Genomic DNA, 18,797 nt, shown 5'->3' with positions numbered 1-18,797 from the left:
AGGCTCTGAAAAGTTTAGGAATAGCGCCTCTCGCGCGACAATTGGCCGGGCTTGTCCCGGCCTTCTTTTGTCTGCGATGGCGCACGCCCCTCATCCGCCTGCCGGCACCTTCTCCCCGTTCACGGGGAGAAGGGCGATGGCCGCAACGCTGATGAAAGCCTCCTTCTCCCCGCCTGCGGGGAGAAGGTGCCGGCAGGCGGATGAGGGGCGTGCGCCCGACTTTGAAAGAGCTGCCGCGCCTATTCGATCCGGTCCGCCATGCGCGGGCTCAGATAGGCGTCAAAGCACTGGTTCAGCGTGATGCGCTCATGGTCCTGCATGGCGGGCGCGTAGATCTTGAGAAGGTCCGCATTGGCCGTGGTCAGCGGGCAGGTGGGGTGCAGGATCAGGTCCGTCTGGCGAACGGCTTCCAACGCTTCAGCATCTGGCGGAGGAACGGCGCGTGTGGGATCGGCTCCGATCGCCACATGCAGTGGCGCATTCCGGTCCAGTAGCCAGGGGAAGGGGTTGACGAAGTTCAGGTTGAGGATCGTCTCGAACCTTATTCCCTGCTCTTCTTCCAGCTCGCGGATCGCATCGACGGCGCCGTCGATTGCCATCAGATGCGCTGCCTGGAAATGGAACTCCGAGTAATACACGGAAGACGGCAATTCCTGAATGCGGATGAAATCCGCGTAGGTGTCGCGGTGGAGCGTATAGAAATCCAGCATCTTCTCAGAACGCGCCAGGACTTCGGGTCGCATGTTGAGCCGGCCGAGCGTTTTCAGGTTCTTGTTCGGCATCTCCACGTTCTTGATGGCGCCGATATAGGTGCGTGCAGCGCGCTCCACCGTGTTGACCAGCGGCGGCAATGCGGCTGCGGAGGCAAGGGCGGCAGCGACCAGAAAGATGGGGCGTTCCGTTTCGCGCTGCCAGAGCCGCACAAGCACGGGCAGGAGCACCGGCCAGATGAAGATGAGCGCCTGGCTTCCGGTGTTCTGCGTTTCGAAGAAGATGCCTGCGACAAGCACCGCCATGATCCAGAATGCGTCATGGTCGATGATGGCCGCAATGGCCGCCACACTCGGCGTGCGCAGCTTGCCGGCGAACATCCCGCGATCCCGGTAGAGCAGGAAGAGCGCCAGCAGGCCCGCGGGCGCGACAATGCCGAATGTGTGCGACGCGGCCTGGAGGAAGCGGGGCAGGAGGCTGCCTTCGTTCATGACGACGAGCGCCAGAATGTCGCTGATGTAATTCAGCGTAAATCCGGTCCAGACTTCCAGAAGGCCCAGAATTCCCAGGAAGATGACCGCCGAGGCGACCGCAGTGCGGATGGAGACGCGGCCCGCCGCGAAAGCGAAGGCACATAGAAGCCCACCGGAGACGAAGCCCGTGATCTTTGTCAGGAAGAGGCCCGTCATCCCGGCCACGATGGAGACGAGCAGCATCCGCTGGTCGCGCAGATAGACGAGCGCGACGGTGAGCACATAGAGAAGCTGGCAAACCTGCCGATTGTAGATGCCGAACCCGTCGGATCCGGGAAACGGATAGAATTCGCGGGTGTTGAACGGCAGAAGGGCGAAGGCGAGAAAGGGCAGAAGCAGCGCCAGCGCCGTTCCGCGCGACTTCGCATCCACCTGCCACAGCGCCAGCGCCATGAGCGGAGCGGTGACGGCAAAGAGCGACCAGTGCACCAGCAGGAGCGGCTGCGCGTTGGCAAACAGCTTGACGCCGCCTGCAAACAGATAATAGCCGAGCGGTCCCACGGGCGCGAAGAAGTCCGTGGCGGGGATCTGGCCGGAAAAAATCCGGTTTGCGGCATCGAAGTAGATGAACAGGTCCCAGTACATGGGGCCGATCGGCACGTTGAGCGGCAGGACGAGGAAAACCGCCATGACCAGTGCCGTCATGGCCAGGATGGCCACCGGACCTGTCAGCCATCCGTGCCGTCTTGCCGTAGCCACGTGTTCGACCGCCATTGCCATGTCTGCCCCCGGGGTGCCTTCTGCCTGTCGTCGCATTCTTTTCTACAGAAGAGGCGGTCAGAAGAAGTTAATTCACCTGCTCAATCGCCCGTTTTGCTTAATGGCGCGGGCCGTTTCGGCGATGTCGCATTCAGGCAAAGAAGTTCTGTCTTCGGCAGACTAGGATTATTTCGGATCATGGGTGTCATCCAGCCTGCCTGCGCGGTCTGGCGGGAAAGCGATCAAGGGAGTGAGAGCATGAAGACAAATGCGCGGGCGGTTGTCATCGGCGGCGGTGTTGTGGGCGTATCGACGCTCTACCATCTCGCCAAGAAGGGCTGGTCGGACGTGGTGCTGATCGAGCGCAAGGAACTGACATCCGGCTCGACCTGGCACGCCGCCGGCCTACTGCCGCTGTTCAACATGAGCTATTCGGTCGGCCAGATCCACAAATACTCGGTGAAATTCTATCAGGAGCTCCAGGAGGAAACCGGCATGAATGTCGGCTTCACGCAATGCTCCAACATTCGTCTGGCGCGCACGAAGGACCGCTGGGACGAGTATATGTATTATGCCGGCATTGCAGAAACCATCGGAATCCCGGTCAACATCCTGACGCCCGAACAGGTGAAGGAGATCTGGCCGCTTTGCGAGACCGATGGGCTTCTTGGCGCGATTCAGCATCCCGATGACGGTTATATCCAGCCTGCCGATCTGACGCAGGCGCTCGCCAAGGGCGCGCGGGATCTCGGCGCAACCATCTATCGCAACACCGCCGTGACGGCGATTGCGCAGGGCGATGACGGGACCTGGACCGTCACCACCGACAAGGGCGAGATTGCCTGCGAGCACGTTATCTCCTGCACCGGCAATTTTGCCCGCCGGACAGGCGCCATGGTCGGGCTCGACGTGCCTGTGATCCCGGTCGAGCATCAATACATCGTCACTGAGCCGCACCCGGCCATTGTCGCACGCAAGAAAGAGGGCCTGCCGGAAATGGGCGTCCTGCGCGAGAGCGATTCCTCCTGGTATATGCGCGAGGAGAATGGCGGTCTTCTGCTTGGTCCTTACGAGGTCGGCGCGCCCTGCTGCTATGTGGACGGCCCGACCGACGACAGTGAGTACGAACTGTTTCAGGAGGACCTGGAACGCCTCATGCCCTATGTGGAAACGGCGATCGAGCGCGTTCCCGCCTTTGGCGAGGTGGGCATCAAGAAGATATACAATGGCGCCATCGCCTATACGCCCGACGGTTCTCCCATTATCGGACCGGCGCCGGGGCTGAAGAATTTCTGGCTGAATGAGGGCCATTCCTTCGGCGTCACGGCGGCCGGTGGCGCAGGCTGGCAGCTTGCCGAATGGATCGTCGAGGGCGAACCGTCCATCGACATGATGGGCGTCGACCCGCGCCGTTTCGGCCCCTATGCCACCGAGGGCTATCTGCGCGAGAAGAACGAGGAGGCCTATGCCAATGTCTTCACCGTTCACTATCCCGATGAGGAGCGTTCGGCGGCGCGTCCGCTCAAGACCACGCCGAGCTATGACCGGATGAAACGGCTGGGGGCCGTGTTCGGATCCGTCTATGGCTGGGAGCGGCCCAACTGGTTTGCGCCGGAAGGGTATGCGGTGCCTGAAAACGAACTCGGCGTTGGTGCGGACGTGCTTTTGAAGCACAATCATGCGCCGGCGCTTGCAGATGGCCGCGTCGTTGAAAAGTGGTCGTTTCGCCGCTCAAACTATTTCGAGCATGTCGGTGACGAGGTGAGGAACGTCCACGAGAATGTCGGCCTTCTCGACATGTCGGCTTTCGCAAAGATCGAGGTTTCGGGGCCGGGCGCAGGGGGCTGGCTCGACAGCATTCTCGCCAACCGCATTCCGAAGAAGCGGGGCCGCGTGGCGCTGTGCCATCTGCTCACGAAAAATGGCGGGGTGCGCTCGGAGTTCACCGTCTATGAGTGGAAGCCGGGCCGGTTTTATCTGGTGTCCGCCGGTGCCTATGAGGCGCATGATCATGACGTGCTCTTCAAGCTGCTTCCCGATGACGGCTCCGTAACCCTGCGGCCGATCACGCAGCAATATGGCGTTTTCGTTCTTGCTGGACCCAGGAGCCGCGATGTGTTGCGCAGGCTCACGCGCACGGAGCTTTCCAATGCGGCGTTTCCCTGGCTCTCGGGCAGGGAGATTTCCGTTGGCCGTGCGAGCGCCCATGCGCTGCGTGTGAACTTTGTCGGGGAGCTGGGCTGGGAGCTGCACCATCCGATCGAGCAGCAGAACCTGATTTTCGATCTTGTCATGGAGGCTGGCGCGGAATTCGGCATAAAGCCCTTTGGCATTCGCGCCATGACGGCAATGGCCATCGAGAAGAGCTATCGTCTGATCCCGCGCGAACTCTCCATCGAATACACGGCCTGGGAAAGCGGGCTCGACCGTTTCGTGCATCCCGACAAGGGCGACTTCATCGGCCGTGAGGCTCTGCTTAAGCAGCGCGATGAGGGGCTTGGCTGGAACTATGTCACGCTGGAGGTTGGTGGTGTCCGTGACGCCGACGCGCGCGGTAACGAGGCGATCTACAGGGCCGGAGAGCTGGTGGGACGCGCCACCCATGGCGGCTATGGCTGGCGCGTGGGAAAAAGCCTGGCGCTCGCCATGGTGCGCCCCGAATTCGCCGCCGAAGGCACGGAGCTCGAAATCAGGATACTGGGTGAGCTTCATCCGGCAAAAGTGATCGGTGAAAGCCCGTTCGATCCCGAAAACGCTGCGCTGCGCACAGATGGATGAAGTAGAGGTGGAAAGGAAGCGGAACCCATACTCACCCATGGAAGCGCCATAAGTCGGGTGATTACGCCAAATTGTGTGATTTATAGCCGGCTGGACATGCGCTAGACTGGGGTATGTCCAGGTCGAGAATGGGTCTGCACCTCAATCAAAGCGGTCTGCTTGCTGCTTTTACGGGATTTTGTTGCGCCTTTCTTGCCGCCGCTCAGCCTCAACCCTCCAGAGCCCAGGAGATTGTCGACGTTCAGCTCGTGCTGGCCGTCGATGTTTCTCTTTCCATGTCGGCCGGTGAACTGGAGATACAGCGCCGCGGCTATGCGGAAGCGCTGACCCATGAAGAGGTCGTTGGCGCGATCCTGAGTGGCATGCATGGCAAGATCGCGGTGACCTATTTCGAATGGGCGGGCAATCTCTCCCAGCGCGTTGTCGTTCCCTGGACCCGGATTGCTTCGGCAGAGGATGCGCGGCATTTTGCAGAGCGGCTATCGGCCAATCCTCCAAGCAGTGCCCGTCGAACCTCCATATCAGGTGCACTCGACTATGCCGGCGATCTATTGGCTGAAAGCGACTTTCGAGGGCTTCGGCGCGTGGTGGATGTCTCGGGAGACGGCCCTAACAATCAGGGTGGTCCCGTGGTTCCGGCTCGCGACCGGCTGGCTGGCATGGGCATAACCATCAACGGGCTTCCGCTGATGACCAATGGCGGGCTGACCACCAGTTTCGACGTCAAGGATCTCGATACCTACTACCGGAACTGTGTCATTGGCGGGCCGGGTGCATTCGTCGTGCCGGTCAATGACTGGTCGCAGTTCCCCGAAGCCATTCGACGCAAGCTGGTGCTGGAGCTGGCTGGAACGGGCGGGCACCGCCCGCAGGTCGTGCTCGCCCAGTTTCACAGCGCCTATGACTGCCTTGTCGGTGAAAAGATGTGGCGGGATCGCTCCTGGATGTGGCAGGAGCCCTGATCGCTTTCAGAGCGTTGCAGCAATCTCCTCGAGCTGATCGGCGCATTGGCCCCAGCCTTCGTGAAAGCCCATCTTCTCGTGCGCTTCTCGGTCCTCCGCGTTCCAGTGCAGCGCCCGTGCGATGTAGCGTGTCCTGCCTTCTCCGGCATCCTCCAGAGTGAGTATCATGGTCATGAACGGCTTTTCAGAAGGGGTCCACGCCCCGGTGAAGGCGTCGGTCGTCACGATCTTCTCGTTCTCCACCACCTCAAGGAAAATGCCGGGATTGGGATACTCGTTGCCGTCCGGGTCGCGCATCACGATCAGGCTGGACCCGCCCGGACGCACGTCCATCTCGACTTTCGAAATCGTCCAGGGCTTTGGCACGAACCATTGTTTGAGGATTTCCGGATCGGTCCAGGCACGGAATATCTTTTCACGGGGCGCGTCGATGATACGCGCCAGGACGAGTTCGTTTTCCAGTTCAGGTGCGACGTCGATGGTGGTGCTCATTTCCATGTCTCCCAGAGTCTGTCTGTACTGCGAGGACGATCGATGCGCAGCCACTCCGACAGGAGCCCTGTAACTTTTTGTCAGGCGACGAGAAGCTGCTTGCGGTCGGCGCGTTCCTGCTGGGGAGAGCGGGCATAGAGCTCACGGTAGCATTTGGAAAAGTGCGAAGCCGAGACGAAGCCGCAGGCAACCGCCACTTCAACGACGGGCAGGGAGGACTGGATCAGGAGGTGGCGAGCCCGGTCAAGGCGGATTTCCAGATAGTAGCGTGCGGGCGAACGCCCCATCTCCTGCCGGAACAGGCGCTCGATCTGACGGCGGGAGAGCCCCACATTCTCCGCAATCTGCACCAGCGAAAGGGGCTCGGCCAGGTTGGCTTCCATCAGCTCGATGATGGTGAGAACCTTTGAATTCTGCACGCCAAGCCGCGCCCTCAGTGGCAGGCGCTGGCGGTCGGAGGGGCTGCGCACCCGGTCCGTCAATAACTGCTCGCAGACGCGGTTGATCAGGCTGTCGTCGAAATCCTCACCGATCAGCTTCAGCATCATGTCCATCGCCGCGGTGCCGCCGGCGCAGGTGTATATGTTCGCCTCGGTCTCGAAGAGATCGGCGAACACGTTTGCGCGTGGATATCTTTCGGCGAAGCCCGGTAGGTTCTCCCAATGGATTGCGCAGCGTCTGTCGGCCAGTAGCCCGGCCCCGGCCAGGACGTAAGCTGCCGTGCACAGCCCGCCGATGGCGACGCCGCGATTGTACTCTTCGCGCAGCCAGGCAAAGACCGTCTTGTTGCTGTAATCCTCGATGTTCAGGCCGCCGCAGACAATGACCATTGAAGGGCGTTCGTGCCCGACCATTTTTTGCCGCTCGGCAGCGAGGGAAGAGCCGACGGCCACCTCAACGCCGTTCGATGCGCGGACCGGTTCGCCATCGCAGCTAGCCAGCCGCCATGTATAGGCTTCGTAGCCGGCCATTCGATTGGCGGTACGCAGGGGTTCCAGCGCAGCGGAAAACGCCATCATCGTAAAATCGGGAATGAGAAAGAAAACGATCGATCGCTTGCAGCTGTTCTCGCCCGACATAGTGCCTCCCGATTGCGCATGACGCCTGTCTCCCGGGCCATGCCGCTGTCATCGAAGCGTCATCAGGAATTGTGTTTTCTGTCAATCCGAGAGGCGGTGCAAAGCGTCGTTTTGCAGGCGTTTGCGTGAAAAATGAACGTGTTGAGACCGGTCTTCGGAAACAAACAAAACCACCGGGCCTTCCTGACCCGATGGCTCAACCGTGGCCCGGGAGGCCCCGGGGCGCTTGCAGAAACTGATCAGTTGACCAGGAAGCCGAACCGCGAGCCCGCGAGGGCTCCCGTTTCACCGGGCATCGTTTTTTCGAGCCGCTGGCGGGCGAACACCGTGTTCGGATTCGAACCCCGATGGCGGCGTATAAAGCGTGCGAAAAGCTTCATCATGCGCTCCAATAAACAGTCACATCGAAAGACAGTCGGTTCTCACCGAGCGCCTTCTCATGCGGGATGGAGTGGGGTCGCTCGTTCGATGCTGGAGAGCTATCGCATGCGTGTCGGGGATGAGGCGGAAAATGCGAAGCGCACGTTAGGAAAAGCGACATCTGTGGGGCTCGCAACGGCATTCGGGCAAAAAAAAAGACCCCGACATTCAGGTCGGGGTCAGGTCGACGTTCGACAGGTCGCGCGTAAGCGCGTGGCTTTTGCATTCATGTCAGTGTGAGCTCCGCCCGGATGGCCCGGGCTTCTTCGCCGGGGGCGTGCCGTATTTGGCGTGATGGGTCATTGCGTCGAATTCGATTGCGAAATCGCGTACTGCCTTCAGGGTCTTTGTCAGCGATATCATTGAACGCTCCTGTTTATCTGGACCTGCGTTCAGAAACGCGAGATGCTGCGGTTGTCCCGACCATCGGACTGGATGCTCGTATAATGTGCCGGCCAGCCGATATCCTTGCGGATTTCTGCGGGAAGCGTGTCGATCAGACGCTCGGTGCGCCGGCGGTTCAGAGCCGTCCGATAGTGACGGACATAGTGGTTCATTCGTGTGAAAACAGACATTGTCCTTCTCCTCTGTCTGGCTGTTTTGCCAGACGTCATCGCCTGACACAGTTGACTATGCCGCAAGGTTGATGTTCAATCAAACACAATCGAATGATCTTTTTGTTCAAAGTTATTGAATGGAGAACGGCATGAACGCTCCCCTCAATCATCCGATGCCCTTATTGGAGCTCGATGTCCTTCGCACCTTTGTGGCGATTGCCGAGACCGGCAGTTTCACGGCCGCATCCAACGCGGTGTACCGAACGCCGTCGGCCGTCTCCATGCAGATAAAGAAGCTTGAAGAGATGCTGGGGCGCTCGGTGTTCCAGCGTGATGCGCGATCGGTCTCACTCACGGCCGATGGCGAGTTATTATTGAACTATGCGCGCAGATTACTGGCCCTGAACCGCGAAGCGGTGTCGAAATTCGTCATGCCCGATATCAGCGGCATCGTTCGATTAGGATCGCCGGACGATTACGGCGAACGAATCTTACCCAGCGTTCTCAAACGCTTTGCAGAAACCCATCCTTCCATTGCCGTCGACGTGGTCATTGACCAGAGTGCCAACCTGCGCAAGCGGATGGCCAACCGGCAGCTCGATCTCACACTGCTCACCTGTACTGAAGGATCTGAAGACAGCAGCGTCCAGATTGTCTTCACGGAGCCCATCGTCTGGGCAGGCGCCAAAGGGGGCTGCGCGCATTTGCGCGAGCCGCTGCCGCTCTCGCTCTGGGAGGAGGGGTGCGCCTGGCGCGCCGGTGCGCTTTCCGCCATGGAAAAGGACGGGCGCGATTATCGCGTCGCCTATATGAGCGCCCACACGGCCGGCCAACGCGCGGCCATTCTTTCCGATCTCGCCATCGCGCCGCTGCCAAAATCCTTCCTGCGGGACGACCTTGTGGAGCTTGGCCCGAAGGATGGACTGCCCAAACTGTGCAACTATCACATCGGGATGGTCGTTTCTCCCGATGCTTCGGCGCCGGTCAAGGCTGCTGCCGACCATATCCGCTCGACTTTCGACATGTTCAGCGAGTCCGGCCGGTTCTGAGCGGTCTTGGGGGCGGTCTCAGGCACAGTCTTGGGCGCTGCGGGGCGTAAAACCGTGGAGGCTGTTGCGCATGTGTGCTGACAAACGACTGCAGATTGCCGGCGTTTCGCTGTCGAGTCCCGACAGGCTTCTCTTCGCGGAGGAGGGCGTTACGAAAACTGCGCTGGCGCAGTATTACGAGCGCGCCGCGCCGCGCATGCTTCCGCATATCGAAAAGCGCCTCGTCAGTCTGGTGCGTTGCCCGGACGGGCGCGAAAGTCCCTGCTTTTTCCAGCGTCATGGCAGCAAGGGATTTCCCGATGCCGTGCGGCACATGGAGATTGCCGAAAAGAGCGGTGAGAAGGCTGAATATCTTTATATCGACGATCTGAAGGGCGTCATCGCCGCCGTTCAGATGAGCACGCTCGAATTCCACATATGGGGCTCACGCATAGATCGGCTCGACGTCCCGGGCCGGCTCGTATTCGATCTCGACCCGGATGAGGAACTCGACTTCACTGCGGTTCGCAGTGCCGCCTTCACTGTGCGTGACCGGCTTGCCGATCTCGGCCTTCAGACCGTGCCGCTTCTGACTGGCGGCAAGGGTATCCACGTGGTCGCACCGCTGGAGCGCCGTCGGGAGTGGCCCGACATCAAGGATTTTGCCAGGGGATTTGCAAAGCGTCTGTCCGAAGACGAACCCGAGCGCTTTCTGGCTGAAGCGTCGAAGGCGAAGCGGGAAGGGCGGGTCTTTGTCGACTGGCTGCGCAATGAACGCTCCGCCACGGCCATCGCGCCCTATTCGACGCGGGCGAAACCCGGTGCGCCGGTGGCGGCGCCGGTTTCCTGGTCCGAGCTTGAGACCCTTGCCGTATCAAGCGCCTTCTCACTGGCCGATATGGATGAGCGGCTTGCAGCACCGAATCCATGGGCGGAAAGCATGGACTGGCGTCAGTCCGTCACCGAAAAAATGCTGAAAGCAGTGACATAGCGTTTCGCCTACCGGGGAGCGACCACGCTAATCGCGCCGGCGGCGTGCCGCGCGTTCTTCGCGTGAGCGCCGGCGGGGGCGCGCTGCACCCGTTTCATCGGCTGGAGCGCCTGCCATTGCACGCGGCGGGAGCTGCACCTGTTCGGCCAGTTTCGGGAATGGGTCGACCTTGTTGGGCAGCGCCATGGCATGCACGAAATGCTCCTGAAACCTAGGCTCCAGGGCGGTCTCGATTTTCTCGATGCGCCTTACCGTCTCTTCGATTTCGCGGCGGTGGTTGCGGTTGAGCAGCGCCATGCGTGCGCCTGTGCCGGCGGCATTGCCGACGGCCGAGACCCGGTCGAGGTCGCAATCGGGGATCAAGCCCAGAACCATGGCGTATTGCGGATCGATGAAGGATCCGAACGCGCCGGCAAAGCGGATCGTGTCCACGGTTTCCACGCCCTGCTTTTCCATGAGAAGCTTCGTGCCGGCATAGAGCGCGGCCTTGGCAAGCTGGATCGCCCGTACATCGTTCTGGGTGATGGTGATGCGCGGTTCGGCCTCGCTCAGAACATAGGAGAAGGTGCGACCCTCGGCGACGATGCGCGGGTTTCGAACCGCCAGCGCCCCGTCCACCACACCATCTTCCGAGATGATGCCCGCCAGGTACATCTCGGCGATCACCTCGATGATGCCGGAGCCGCAGATGCCGGTGACGCCGGCCTGCCCGAGCGAACCGGGAAAGCCCGGCTCGTCCGACCAGAGCTCACTGCCGATCACCCGAAAGCGTGGAGCGAGTGTTTCGCGGTCGATGCGCACGCGTTCGATGGCACCGGGCGCGGCGCGCTGGCCGGACGAGATTTCCGCGCCCTCGAAGGCCGGGCCTGTCGGCGAAGACGCGGCTACCACGCGCGCCCGGTTGCCGAGAACGATCTCGGCATTGGTGCCCACATCGACAATCAGCATCATCTCGTCCTGGCGGTGCGGGCCCTCAGACAGCGTGACGGCGGCGGCATCGGCTCCCACATGGCCGGCAATGCAGGGCAGGAGATAGGTGCGTGCGCCCGGATTGAGCTTGAGCTTCAGATCGTCGGCCCTAAGCTTGACCGCGCCGGAAACGGCCAGCGCGAAGGGTGCGCCGCCCAGTTCTGTCGGGTCTATGCCGAGAAAAAGATGGTGCATGATGGGGTTTGCGACGAACACGGCGTCCAGAATGTCGCTGCGCTCAATGCCGCCGTCGTCGGCCACTTTCTGCACCAGTTTCGATATTTCCTGGCGTACGGCACGCGTCATGGCCTCGCGTCCGTCCGGGTTCATCATCACATAGGAGACCCGGCTCATCAGGTCCTCGCCAAAGCGAATCTGGGGGTTCGACGCGCCGGCCGAGGTCACCACGCGGCCCGACAGAAGCGAAACGAGATGCATGGCGATCGTGGTCGAGCCGATGTCGCAGGCAAGCCCGTAGGCTTCGTTTTTCAGGCCCGGCCACAGGGCAATGAGCCGGGCAATGTCGTCATCCGCGTCCTGATGCAGGGCGGCGGTGACAGTCCAGTTGCCTTCGCGCAATATCGCCTGCACCTGCGACAGAAGATGCGCATCCGCCTCGATGCGCCCAAACCCCCAGTCCTTTTGCAGTGCAGTTTTCAGCCGGTCGAGATCGCCGAGCGGCTTGTGCATGTCGGGCTCTTCAACCTCCACATAGCAAAGGTGAACTGCGGGATGGCGCTCGATGACACGGGTATCGGCATCCTTGCGCACCACCTGCGCATTGATCACCGCGTCCTGCGGCACGTCCACCACCAGGTCGCCTTCGATGGTGGCCGAGCAGGAAAGGCGACGACCTGAGGGCAGCGCGCGCTTTTCAGCGTAACGGGCTTCCTTTGCGCCAACCGGGGAGATGTGATCCGGGGAGGAGGAGATCTTGTGTTTGGCGAAATGGCCTTCCTGCACCTCGATCTGGCATCGTCCGCAGGTGGCGCGCCCCCCGCACACGCTCTCCACATACACGCCAAGCTGCCGCGCGGCATCGAGTATGGTCGTGCCCCGGGGAAAACGCCCCCGCTTGCCGGACGGCATGAAGAGAACGAGCGGATTATCGCTCATGATGAGGCCCGTAAGTCGGTGGTGGCAACCCGGCAGGCATGGAGTGATCGGTCAACGCAATCAAGGCATCCTCATCCCCGCGCTCTGCGTGCATCGCGGCCGCCGCGCCGCCGACCGCCGGAGGAAGCGGGGGCCGCAGCGGCTGCCTTCGCCTCGCCTGCGGCGGCAGGTTGGTGGTCACGATAGGTCATGATCCAGTTGTAGCAATTGGGGTCCGTGCCGTTCAGCACATTTGCCGCACGCACCATTTCCATCTCCTGTGGGCGGCAGGGGTTCATGATGGCGCTGGTCATGCCCGCCCCGATCACCATGGGAATGAAGCCTGCATTGATGCCGTGCCGGTGCGGCAGGCCGAAGGATATGTTGGAAAGCCCGCAGGTGGTGTTTACCTTCAGTTCTTCGCGCAGCCGCCGCAGAAGCCGGAAAACCTGCTGGCCCGCCGTGCCCATGGCGCCGATGGGCATCACCAGCGGATCCACAACGATGTCGTGGGCGGGAATGCCATAATCGGCGGCGTGCTGGACGATCTTCTTCGCCACCTCGAAGCGCACGTCCGGGTCTTCGGAAATGCCGGTTTCGTCGTTGGAAATGGCAACGACCGGCACGTCGTATTTCTTGATAAGCGGCAGAATGGCTTCCAGCTTTTCCTCCTCGCCCGTCACCGAGTTGACCAGCGGTCTGCCCCGGGCGACCTTGAGCCCGGCTTCGATGGCGGCAGAAACGGAGGAGTCGATCGAGAGTGGCACATCGACCAGATCCTGCACGATCTCCAGGGTTTGAACGAGAAGCCCGGGCTCGGTCGCGTTGGGGTCTACCGCCGTTACTCCGGCGTTGACGTCTAGCATGGTTGCGCCGGCTGCGACTTGCGCCAGCGCGTCCTGCTTCACCGTCTCGAAATTGCCGGCAACCATCTCGGCTGCGAGCTTCTTGCGCCCGGTTGGGTTGATGCGCTCTCCGATCACGCAGAAGGGCTGATCAAAGCCGATCACGACTTCCCGGGTTGCAGAGGCGACGATGGTGCGGGTCATTCAGAATCCTCCTGGAGGCATGGTGTGAGCCCATGCTGCTGATCGATGGTCTTGACTGGCATTCTCATTCGCTGGATGTCGCGCTTGCGTCCCTCACCATGTCGACGGGCTTCTCGCTCGGGTCGTCATGCAGAATGTGGTCGAGCCGCTCGGCGACCAGTGCATCGTCGAGGCCGGGTTCGCGCTTCCATGGCTTGCGCCCTTTCAGGACGCCGGATTCGTGGACGATCTCGGCCACGAATTCCTCCTGCCGGTAGGCCATGACATGAATGCCGGACACACCCTCGATCTCCTTCACCTCGTTGATGATGTCGATACACAGGCGTTTGCCTTCTTCTTTCTGCTTGTCGGCGCCTTCAAGCCGTGTGGTCACCGCATCGGGAATGTGGACACCCGGCACGTTCGAGCGGATCCAGCGGGCGGTTTTTGCCGAAGCGAGCGGACCGACGCCAACCAGTATGAAGCATTTTTCGTCGAGCCCCATATCGCGCACCCGCTTCATGTATTCCTTCAGCATTGGCACATCATAGCAATACTGACTCTGCACGAACTGCGCGCCGGCCGCTATCTTCTTGGCGAGCCGGTGGGGGCGGAAGTCGAAAGGCGGGGCAAAGGGATTGATGGCCGCGCCGAGAAAAACGGCAGGCGGTGTGGTGAGTCTGCGTCCGGAGAGAAACTTTTCCTCGTCGCGCATGGTCCGCACGGTTTCCAGAAGCGACATGCAGTCGAGGTCGAAAACGGGTTTTGCCCCCGGCTGGTCGCCGGCCTGCACGCCGTCGCCCGTCAGGCACATGATGTTGCCCACACCCATGGCTGCCGCACCCAGCACGTCGCCCTGAATGGCGATGCGGTTCCGGTCGCGGCAGGCGATCTGCATGATCGTCGCGTACCCCATGCGCGTCAGCAGCGCGCAGATGCCCATTGAGGACATGTGGCAATTGGCGCCGGAAGCATCCACGGCGTTGATGCCGTCCACCCAGCCGTCGAAGATTGCCGCCCGCTCGTAGACGTCCTGCGCGTTGGCGCTGTCGGGCGGGTTGAGTTCAGCCGTTACCGCGAATTCGCCACGTCGCAGCACGCGTTCCAGCCGGCCGCGCGAGAAATGGCCGGGCAGGGGCTCCAGCGGCAGGTCGACGCCGTCCGGGTTCTCGTCGATCTGCGGCGGTCGCCTCGTCATGCGATGCTGCTCCGGAGATTTTCGCGTTCACGCGCCGCCTGCGCCGTTACCCTGAGCCAGGCGGAGCTTTCTCTCAACGACTGGTCGACGGGTTTCTGGACATCAAGGATCGCCTGCCGGTTCCGCATGATCTGCGCACCCTCCCAGGCTTTCACCCAGACGCAGGGCATGTCCGGTTCCACCTCGCAGTTGCCGTCGGCGCGCACGCCCCCGCAGGGGCCGTTGCGCAGCTGTTTGGGGCAGTTCATGGGGCACGACATGCCGGTGGAGGAGAGGATGCACTGGCCGCACATGCGGCAATCGAACATCAACCCTTTCACGTGGCGTTCAACGAATTTGACCGGCTTTTCCGCCCGCGCATAGCCAACGGCGCTCCAGAACGGGTGCAGCGCCAGGAAAAGGCTTGAGAACCGGGCATACACCCATTCGAGCAACCGGGCATGGCGTACCGACCAGCGCCGCATCGTGTAGCGCCGCTGGACCCGTCGCTGGGGCGAGACGTCAGCCGGCCTGTAGGCAAGCGTCTCGCGTGCCTTCTTGACAAGGGTCGCCTGGGTGACTGTCGTGGTCTTTCCGGTGCTATCCGTCGTCATGGCCACCCGCCTTGACGAGCGCCAGAAGGCGCTCTCTGTGATAGTCGCGCTCAATCGCTTCCAGGGCCTGGTCCGCTTCAGCTTCCAGATCGTCGCTGACGGAGACGGGTTCGCCGCGCCGCCATTCAGCGAGATAGGCGTCCGTGTCACGCGCGCCAACGCGCATGGCGCACATGTCGATGGCTTCGGTGAAGCGCAGTGGCAGTTCGCGCTTGGCGGTCTGCCGCCCCTTTCTGACAATCACCTGAGCCGGGATGTCGCGCCAGTATACAATGATCAGCTGAGCCATAAGCGCCTGTTCCTTCCTCGATTTTCAGAATTGCCGCATTGCCGCGCGCCCGCTTGCTGCAAGGCGACGCGCGTGCATTCAAATGCGACGTGTCCGAGGAGGAACGGGACGTCAGTGCATGACGGCGCCGGCCATCATGCTGGCGCCGATCACGACGCCGGCAATCACCAAGAGAGAGAGCACGCCGCAGGCGACGGCGATGCCGAGCAACACACCGTCGCGCTCGGAAAGAGCGAGCCCCACCAGCGCGCAGGAAAAGGCTGGAAACCAGTTGCCGAGCGGAATGGGAAGTGTCACGGCAATCGAAAGGATCAGCGCGGCCAGTCCGATAACCCTGTCTGCGTGATCGCGCGCAAATGGCCAGTAGCGCGGCTTGATGAGCCGCTCCAGCCAGATAAGGCGCGGAATGAGCCGTTCGCTCATGTGACGGAACTTGTCTGCGCCGATCGCCTTGTTGAGCAGGAATTGCGGCAGCCATACGGTGCGGTTGCCCATCACCATCTGCAGCGCGACCAGCACCAGCGGGGGGCCGAGGACGAGCGTGCTGCCGGGCGGGAAGGGCAGGAGGTTCAGGCTGGCGAAAAAGACCAGAAGAGTGGCAAAGCTGCGATCGCCGAGCGCCTGGCGGATTTCGCCGATGGTGACCCTGTCTTCAGCATGTTTTGCCAGGTCGCGGAAAATCCGCGAGAGCCGGCGCGGCGGCAGGTGAGCCGGCGGTGCGCCCAACACCGTATCCAAGTCCGTTCCCTCCGCCTTCATTGCACTCATTCTTGCCAGCCATTCGAATCTCGACCGGGATGGCGTACAGTTTTGTCTGGATGCCGTTAAGCCTTCATGACAGAAGCCGCAAGCATCCCGCGGCGCTGCGAAACTCATGGAGCGCGCCGGAATTCCAGAATATCGAGCATGGATTCCCGATCCGGTGCGGGGAATTCCATACGCCAGCCCTCGTCTTCGCCGCGAAAAACGTAGGCCACCTGATCGCTATCGCGGCCGGAGCCATAGCGAGGCGGCCGGTCGCCCTTCACGAAATAACTGCCGAGATAGATCAGCCGCGAATCGCCGTCTGTGAAGAAACGTCCTCTGGTTCGCTGCGATCCGGTCAGTTTTTCAAGGATCCAGCCCGCTCCGTCATCGCTGATCTGGCAACGAAACCAGTCATAGACCACTAGCGGTGCGAGCCCACCGGTCTTTATGGTGCGGCATTGCCACTTGCCCGAAAGGTCGAAATCCGTAAAGGAGCGTTCCGGTCGCTGATCGATCTCATCGAGCAGCGCGACATCGGCTGACGCTCCGCCGGTTCTGGCCTGCCTGAAGGCCTCGGCGCGCATGCGCTCATAGGCATCGAGACGCGCGGCGTCACGGTAGGTAATGTCCTGCATCACCGTGTCCTTTTCGAAACCGGCCCGTTCCATGTCGAGCTTCTCCTGAACCAGCGATTGCGCGTTTGCCGGAACGGTGATCAGGGCAAACGTGAAAATGGGCAGGAGAATGCGGTGCATGGAAAATCTCCAGAAAATCGGCATGAATATGCTTCCGGGATGCACCGCCAATGTAACCATTTCATGGCGTTCGCAGAGGGATCAGACGCCCCGTGCCGCGGTCAGCAGCGCGTTTGTCAGGTCGCCATAGCCGGTTTGCCGTTTTTCATACGCAAGACCGAGAAGCCTTGCCGCATCCTGCGCGACGCGCTCCAGCTGCGGGTCGTCCGTTTGCGCCAGATAAACGAGCTTTTGATAGTTGCCGAAGAAATCCTGGATAAGCTCAGGGTGTCGGTCGAGGCCGAGCGGTTTCATGAAAAATGCGTCGAACTGACGGCACAGGAAATCCGTCATGTAGAAGGAGAGCATGTCGTCTTCGACAATCTCTTCAAACGCGGAGAGCCCCTGATAGAAAGCGAAGCAGTGCGGCCCGTCGATGCGTGCCACGCCGTGCTTTTCGCAGATGCGGTCGAGCGCTCCACCGGTTCCACAATCCGCATAGCCAACGAAGATGTGGCGATAGCCTTCTGCGCGCGCCTTCGTGATCGCGGCATCCATGGACGGCGCGATGCGGTCGGGCCGATAGTGGAATTCAGCCGGCAGGCAGGTGAGTTCCAGATGCGTGAAGCCGAGCGTCTCGCGCACCGCCAGAATTTCGCGCGCGATCATGCCGCAGGCGATCACGAGAACTTTCTCGGGCCCGAGAACTTTTTCCGGTTTCGTGCGTTCCTGCATGGTAACGGTCCCGTTTGCGCGGGCGGACTATCCTAGATCGTCGTGAGTCCATCCGGAGGACGATCTAGACCATTGATAACGTATTGGACCAAGAACCGGATTCCACTTTTCGGTCCGATGCCCTAGAGGGAGACAAGCCATGAAACTGTCCGTTCTTTCCCGTCTCGCAATCCTCATTCTCGTGTCTGGGTCGGTTGCGGGTTGCGCCAACACGATCCGCGGTGTCGGCAAGGATGCCGCAAATGCGGTCGATGCGACACAGAGCGCCGGGCGCGACATTTCGCAGTCCACTTATTGAACTGTATGGCGCATCCGGTGATGGGAAGGGATCAGGCGCCGGCCGTCACATTGTGCCTGCGCTTGATCAGTTCCTTAGCGGTTTCAACCGTCACCGCCGCGTCGCGGCAATAGGCGTCGGCTCCCACCGCTTTGCCAAACTCCTCGTTGAGCGGCGCACCGCCGACGAGGACAATATAGTCATCCCGAATACCCTTTTCCTTCATCGTGTCGATCACAACTTTCATATAGGGCATGGTCGTCGTCAGGAGTGCCGACATGCCGATAATGTCGGGCTGGTGCTCCTCTATCGCATCCAGGTAGTTTTCGACCGGATTGTTGATGCCGATGTCGATCACGTCGAAACCGGCACCCTCCATCATCATGCCGACCAGGTTCTTGCCGATGTCGTGAATGTCGCCCTTTACGGTGCCAATCACCATCTTGCCCTGTTTGGGGGCGCCGGTTTCGGCCAGAAGCGGCCGCAGGATTGCCATGCCGGCCTTCATGGCATTGGCGGACAGGAGGACTTCCGGCACGAACAGGATGCCGTCGCGAAAATCCTCGCCGACAATCCGCATGCCTTCGACGAGGGCGTCGGTCAGCACCTCGTAAGGCTGCCAGCCGCGGCCCAGCAGAATGTGCGTGCCTTCCTCGATTTCCTCTTTGAGCCCGTCATAAAGATCGTCATGCATCTGCTGCACGAGTTCGTCGTCGGGAAGCTCCGAGAGGATGATTTCGTCGTCGGACATGCTCTGGCTCCTGCTGCTCACGTCGCGCGGGCAGGGCACCCCGAACCGCGCTCATGGTTGGCCGCAAACAAGCGGTATCACCAGAATAAGGCGCGAAGTCGCTGAATACATAGCTGATTTGCGACTCACGA

Annotated in this window: 18 protein-coding genes; 5 read left to right on the top strand and 13 right to left on the bottom strand. The window is 61.2% G+C overall.

Features of this window, described 5'->3' with window-relative positions; genetic code table 11:
- Positions 1-239: 239 nt before the first annotated feature.
- A complete protein-coding gene (locus tag AC07E3_RS04730; protein WP_478360450.1) occupies positions 240-1,964 on the bottom strand; it encodes a hypothetical protein in 1,725 nt (574 codons plus the stop codon).
- Between the two features lie 237 nt (positions 1,965-2,201).
- On the opposite strand from AC07E3_RS04730, the gene AC07E3_RS04725 reads away from it, so the two are divergent.
- Complete coding sequence (locus AC07E3_RS04725) at positions 2,202-4,721, top strand: GcvT family protein (protein WP_478360449.1); 2,520 nt, start codon at positions 2,202-2,204, stop codon at positions 4,719-4,721.
- A gap of 113 nt (positions 4,722-4,834) precedes the next feature.
- Positions 4,835-5,683 carry a DUF1194 domain-containing protein gene (locus AC07E3_RS04720; protein ID WP_245291724.1) on the top strand — a complete coding sequence of 283 codons (849 nt, stop codon included), beginning with the start codon at positions 4,835-4,837 and terminating at the stop codon, positions 5,681-5,683.
- A 6-nt stretch (positions 5,684-5,689) separates the two neighbouring features.
- Here AC07E3_RS04720 and AC07E3_RS04715 read toward each other — a convergent pair whose 3' ends face one another.
- From AC07E3_RS04715 to AC07E3_RS04705, 3 genes are all read right to left on the bottom strand, one after another.
- Positions 5,690-6,175, bottom strand: a complete 486-nt coding sequence (locus tag AC07E3_RS04715; protein WP_336068171.1) for an SRPBCC family protein — start codon at positions 6,173-6,175, stop codon at positions 5,690-5,692.
- Between the two features lie 80 nt (positions 6,176-6,255).
- On the bottom strand, positions 6,256-7,254 hold the full coding sequence (locus tag AC07E3_RS04710; protein ID WP_025030496.1) for a GlxA family transcriptional regulator: 999 nt from the start codon (positions 7,252-7,254) through the stop codon (positions 6,256-6,258).
- A gap of 812 nt (positions 7,255-8,066) precedes the next feature.
- Positions 8,067-8,249, bottom strand: coding sequence for a hypothetical protein (locus tag AC07E3_RS04705; protein ID WP_478360448.1), 183 nt, complete (start codon positions 8,247-8,249; stop codon positions 8,067-8,069).
- 131 nt (positions 8,250-8,380) lie between these two features.
- Here AC07E3_RS04705 and AC07E3_RS04700 point away from each other — a divergent pair, with 131 nt between their 5' ends.
- Positions 8,381-9,280, top strand: a complete 900-nt coding sequence (locus tag AC07E3_RS04700) for a LysR substrate-binding domain-containing protein (RefSeq protein WP_007007020.1) — start codon at positions 8,381-8,383, stop codon at positions 9,278-9,280.
- Between the two features lie 70 nt (positions 9,281-9,350).
- Positions 9,351-10,250 (top strand): non-homologous end-joining DNA ligase, encoded by a 900-nt coding sequence (ligD, locus tag AC07E3_RS04695; protein WP_336068179.1) that lies wholly within the window; start codon positions 9,351-9,353, stop codon positions 10,248-10,250.
- 27 nt (positions 10,251-10,277) lie between these two features.
- On the opposite strand, the gene AC07E3_RS04690 is transcribed toward ligD, so the two are convergent.
- The 8 genes from AC07E3_RS04690 to AC07E3_RS04655 all read right to left on the bottom strand — a co-directional run bounded on the left by AC07E3_RS04690 (position 10,278) and on the right by AC07E3_RS04655 (position 17,638).
- Positions 10,278-12,335, bottom strand: coding sequence for an ASKHA domain-containing protein (locus AC07E3_RS04690; protein ID WP_478360447.1), 2,058 nt, complete (start codon positions 12,333-12,335; stop codon positions 10,278-10,280).
- 71 nt (positions 12,336-12,406) lie between these two features.
- Positions 12,407-13,363, bottom strand: a complete 957-nt coding sequence (locus tag AC07E3_RS04685; RefSeq protein ID WP_223003838.1) for a methyltetrahydrofolate cobalamin methyltransferase — start codon at positions 13,361-13,363, stop codon at positions 12,407-12,409.
- Positions 13,364-13,427: 64 nt separating this feature from the next.
- Positions 13,428-14,540, bottom strand: coding sequence for a methylenetetrahydrofolate reductase (locus tag AC07E3_RS04680; protein WP_478360446.1), 1,113 nt, complete (start codon positions 14,538-14,540; stop codon positions 13,428-13,430).
- Positions 14,537-15,133, bottom strand: a complete 597-nt coding sequence (locus AC07E3_RS04675) for a methylenetetrahydrofolate reductase C-terminal domain-containing protein (protein WP_478360445.1) — start codon at positions 15,131-15,133, stop codon at positions 14,537-14,539. The genes AC07E3_RS04680 and AC07E3_RS04675 overlap by 4 nt, the downstream gene beginning before the upstream one ends.
- Entirely contained in the window at positions 15,120-15,422 is a 303-nt protein-coding gene (locus AC07E3_RS04670) for a virulence factor (protein WP_336068190.1), read from the bottom strand. The genes AC07E3_RS04675 and AC07E3_RS04670 overlap by 14 nt, the downstream gene beginning before the upstream one ends.
- Positions 15,423-15,533: 111 nt before the next feature.
- The gene (locus tag AC07E3_RS04665) at positions 15,534-16,151 is read right to left on the bottom strand and encodes an exopolysaccharide biosynthesis protein (RefSeq protein WP_336068710.1); all 618 of its coding nucleotides are present in this window, start codon (positions 16,149-16,151) and stop codon (positions 15,534-15,536) included.
- A gap of 143 nt (positions 16,152-16,294) precedes the next feature.
- Positions 16,295-16,924, bottom strand: a complete 630-nt coding sequence (locus AC07E3_RS04660) for a DUF4893 domain-containing protein (RefSeq protein WP_336068192.1) — start codon at positions 16,922-16,924, stop codon at positions 16,295-16,297.
- An 81-nt stretch (positions 16,925-17,005) separates the two neighbouring features.
- On the bottom strand, positions 17,006-17,638 hold the full coding sequence (locus AC07E3_RS04655) for a DUF1638 domain-containing protein (RefSeq protein WP_336068195.1): 633 nt from the start codon (positions 17,636-17,638) through the stop codon (positions 17,006-17,008).
- Positions 17,639-17,777: 139 nt separating this feature from the next.
- On the opposite strand from AC07E3_RS04655, the gene AC07E3_RS04650 reads away from it, so the two are divergent.
- Positions 17,778-17,936, top strand: coding sequence for an entericidin domain-containing protein (locus tag AC07E3_RS04650; protein ID WP_336068198.1), 159 nt, complete (start codon positions 17,778-17,780; stop codon positions 17,934-17,936).
- A gap of 31 nt (positions 17,937-17,967) precedes the next feature.
- On the opposite strand, the gene AC07E3_RS04645 is transcribed toward AC07E3_RS04650, so the two are convergent.
- The gene (locus AC07E3_RS04645) at positions 17,968-18,666 is read right to left on the bottom strand and encodes a corrinoid protein (protein ID WP_478360444.1); all 699 of its coding nucleotides are present in this window, start codon (positions 18,664-18,666) and stop codon (positions 17,968-17,970) included.
- Between the last annotated feature and the right edge of the window lie 131 nt (positions 18,667-18,797).

Source organism: Nitratireductor lacus, assembly GCF_056431025.1.
This window is presented reverse-complemented; position numbering and strand designations above follow the sequence as displayed.

Bases quoted from the DNA above. Each gene is read 5' to 3' on its own strand.
- AC07E3_RS04730 (WP_478360450.1), bottom strand. From the start codon at position 1,964: ATGGCAATGGCGGTCGAACACGTGGCTACGGCAAGACGGCACGGATGG.
- AC07E3_RS04725 (WP_478360449.1), top strand. From the start codon at position 2,202: ATGAAGACAAATGCGCGGGCGGTTGTCATCGGCGGCGGTGTTGTGGGC.
- AC07E3_RS04720 (WP_245291724.1), top strand. From the start codon at position 4,835: ATGTCCAGGTCGAGAATGGGTCTGCACCTCAATCAAAGCGGTCTGCTT.
- AC07E3_RS04715 (WP_336068171.1), bottom strand. From the start codon at position 6,175: ATGAGCACCACCATCGACGTCGCACCTGAACTGGAAAACGAACTCGTC.
- AC07E3_RS04710 (WP_025030496.1), bottom strand. From the start codon at position 7,254: ATGTCGGGCGAGAACAGCTGCAAGCGATCGATCGTTTTCTTTCTCATT.
- AC07E3_RS04705 (WP_478360448.1), bottom strand. From the start codon at position 8,249: ATGTCTGTTTTCACACGAATGAACCACTATGTCCGTCACTATCGGACG.
- AC07E3_RS04700 (WP_007007020.1), top strand. From the start codon at position 8,381: ATGAACGCTCCCCTCAATCATCCGATGCCCTTATTGGAGCTCGATGTC.
- ligD (WP_336068179.1), top strand. From the start codon at position 9,351: ATGTGTGCTGACAAACGACTGCAGATTGCCGGCGTTTCGCTGTCGAGT.
- AC07E3_RS04690 (WP_478360447.1), bottom strand. From the start codon at position 12,335: ATGAGCGATAATCCGCTCGTTCTCTTCATGCCGTCCGGCAAGCGGGGG.
- AC07E3_RS04685 (WP_223003838.1), bottom strand. From the start codon at position 13,363: ATGACCCGCACCATCGTCGCCTCTGCAACCCGGGAAGTCGTGATCGGC.
- AC07E3_RS04680 (WP_478360446.1), bottom strand. From the start codon at position 14,540: ATGACGAGGCGACCGCCGCAGATCGACGAGAACCCGGACGGCGTCGAC.
- AC07E3_RS04675 (WP_478360445.1), bottom strand. From the start codon at position 15,133: ATGACGACGGATAGCACCGGAAAGACCACGACAGTCACCCAGGCGACC.
- AC07E3_RS04670 (WP_336068190.1), bottom strand. From the start codon at position 15,422: ATGGCTCAGCTGATCATTGTATACTGGCGCGACATCCCGGCTCAGGTG.
- AC07E3_RS04660 (WP_336068192.1), bottom strand. From the start codon at position 16,924: ATGCACCGCATTCTCCTGCCCATTTTCACGTTTGCCCTGATCACCGTT.
- AC07E3_RS04655 (WP_336068195.1), bottom strand. From the start codon at position 17,638: ATGCAGGAACGCACGAAACCGGAAAAAGTTCTCGGGCCCGAGAAAGTT.
- AC07E3_RS04650 (WP_336068198.1), top strand. From the start codon at position 17,778: ATGAAACTGTCCGTTCTTTCCCGTCTCGCAATCCTCATTCTCGTGTCT.
- AC07E3_RS04645 (WP_478360444.1), bottom strand. From the start codon at position 18,666: ATGTCCGACGACGAAATCATCCTCTCGGAGCTTCCCGACGACGAACTC.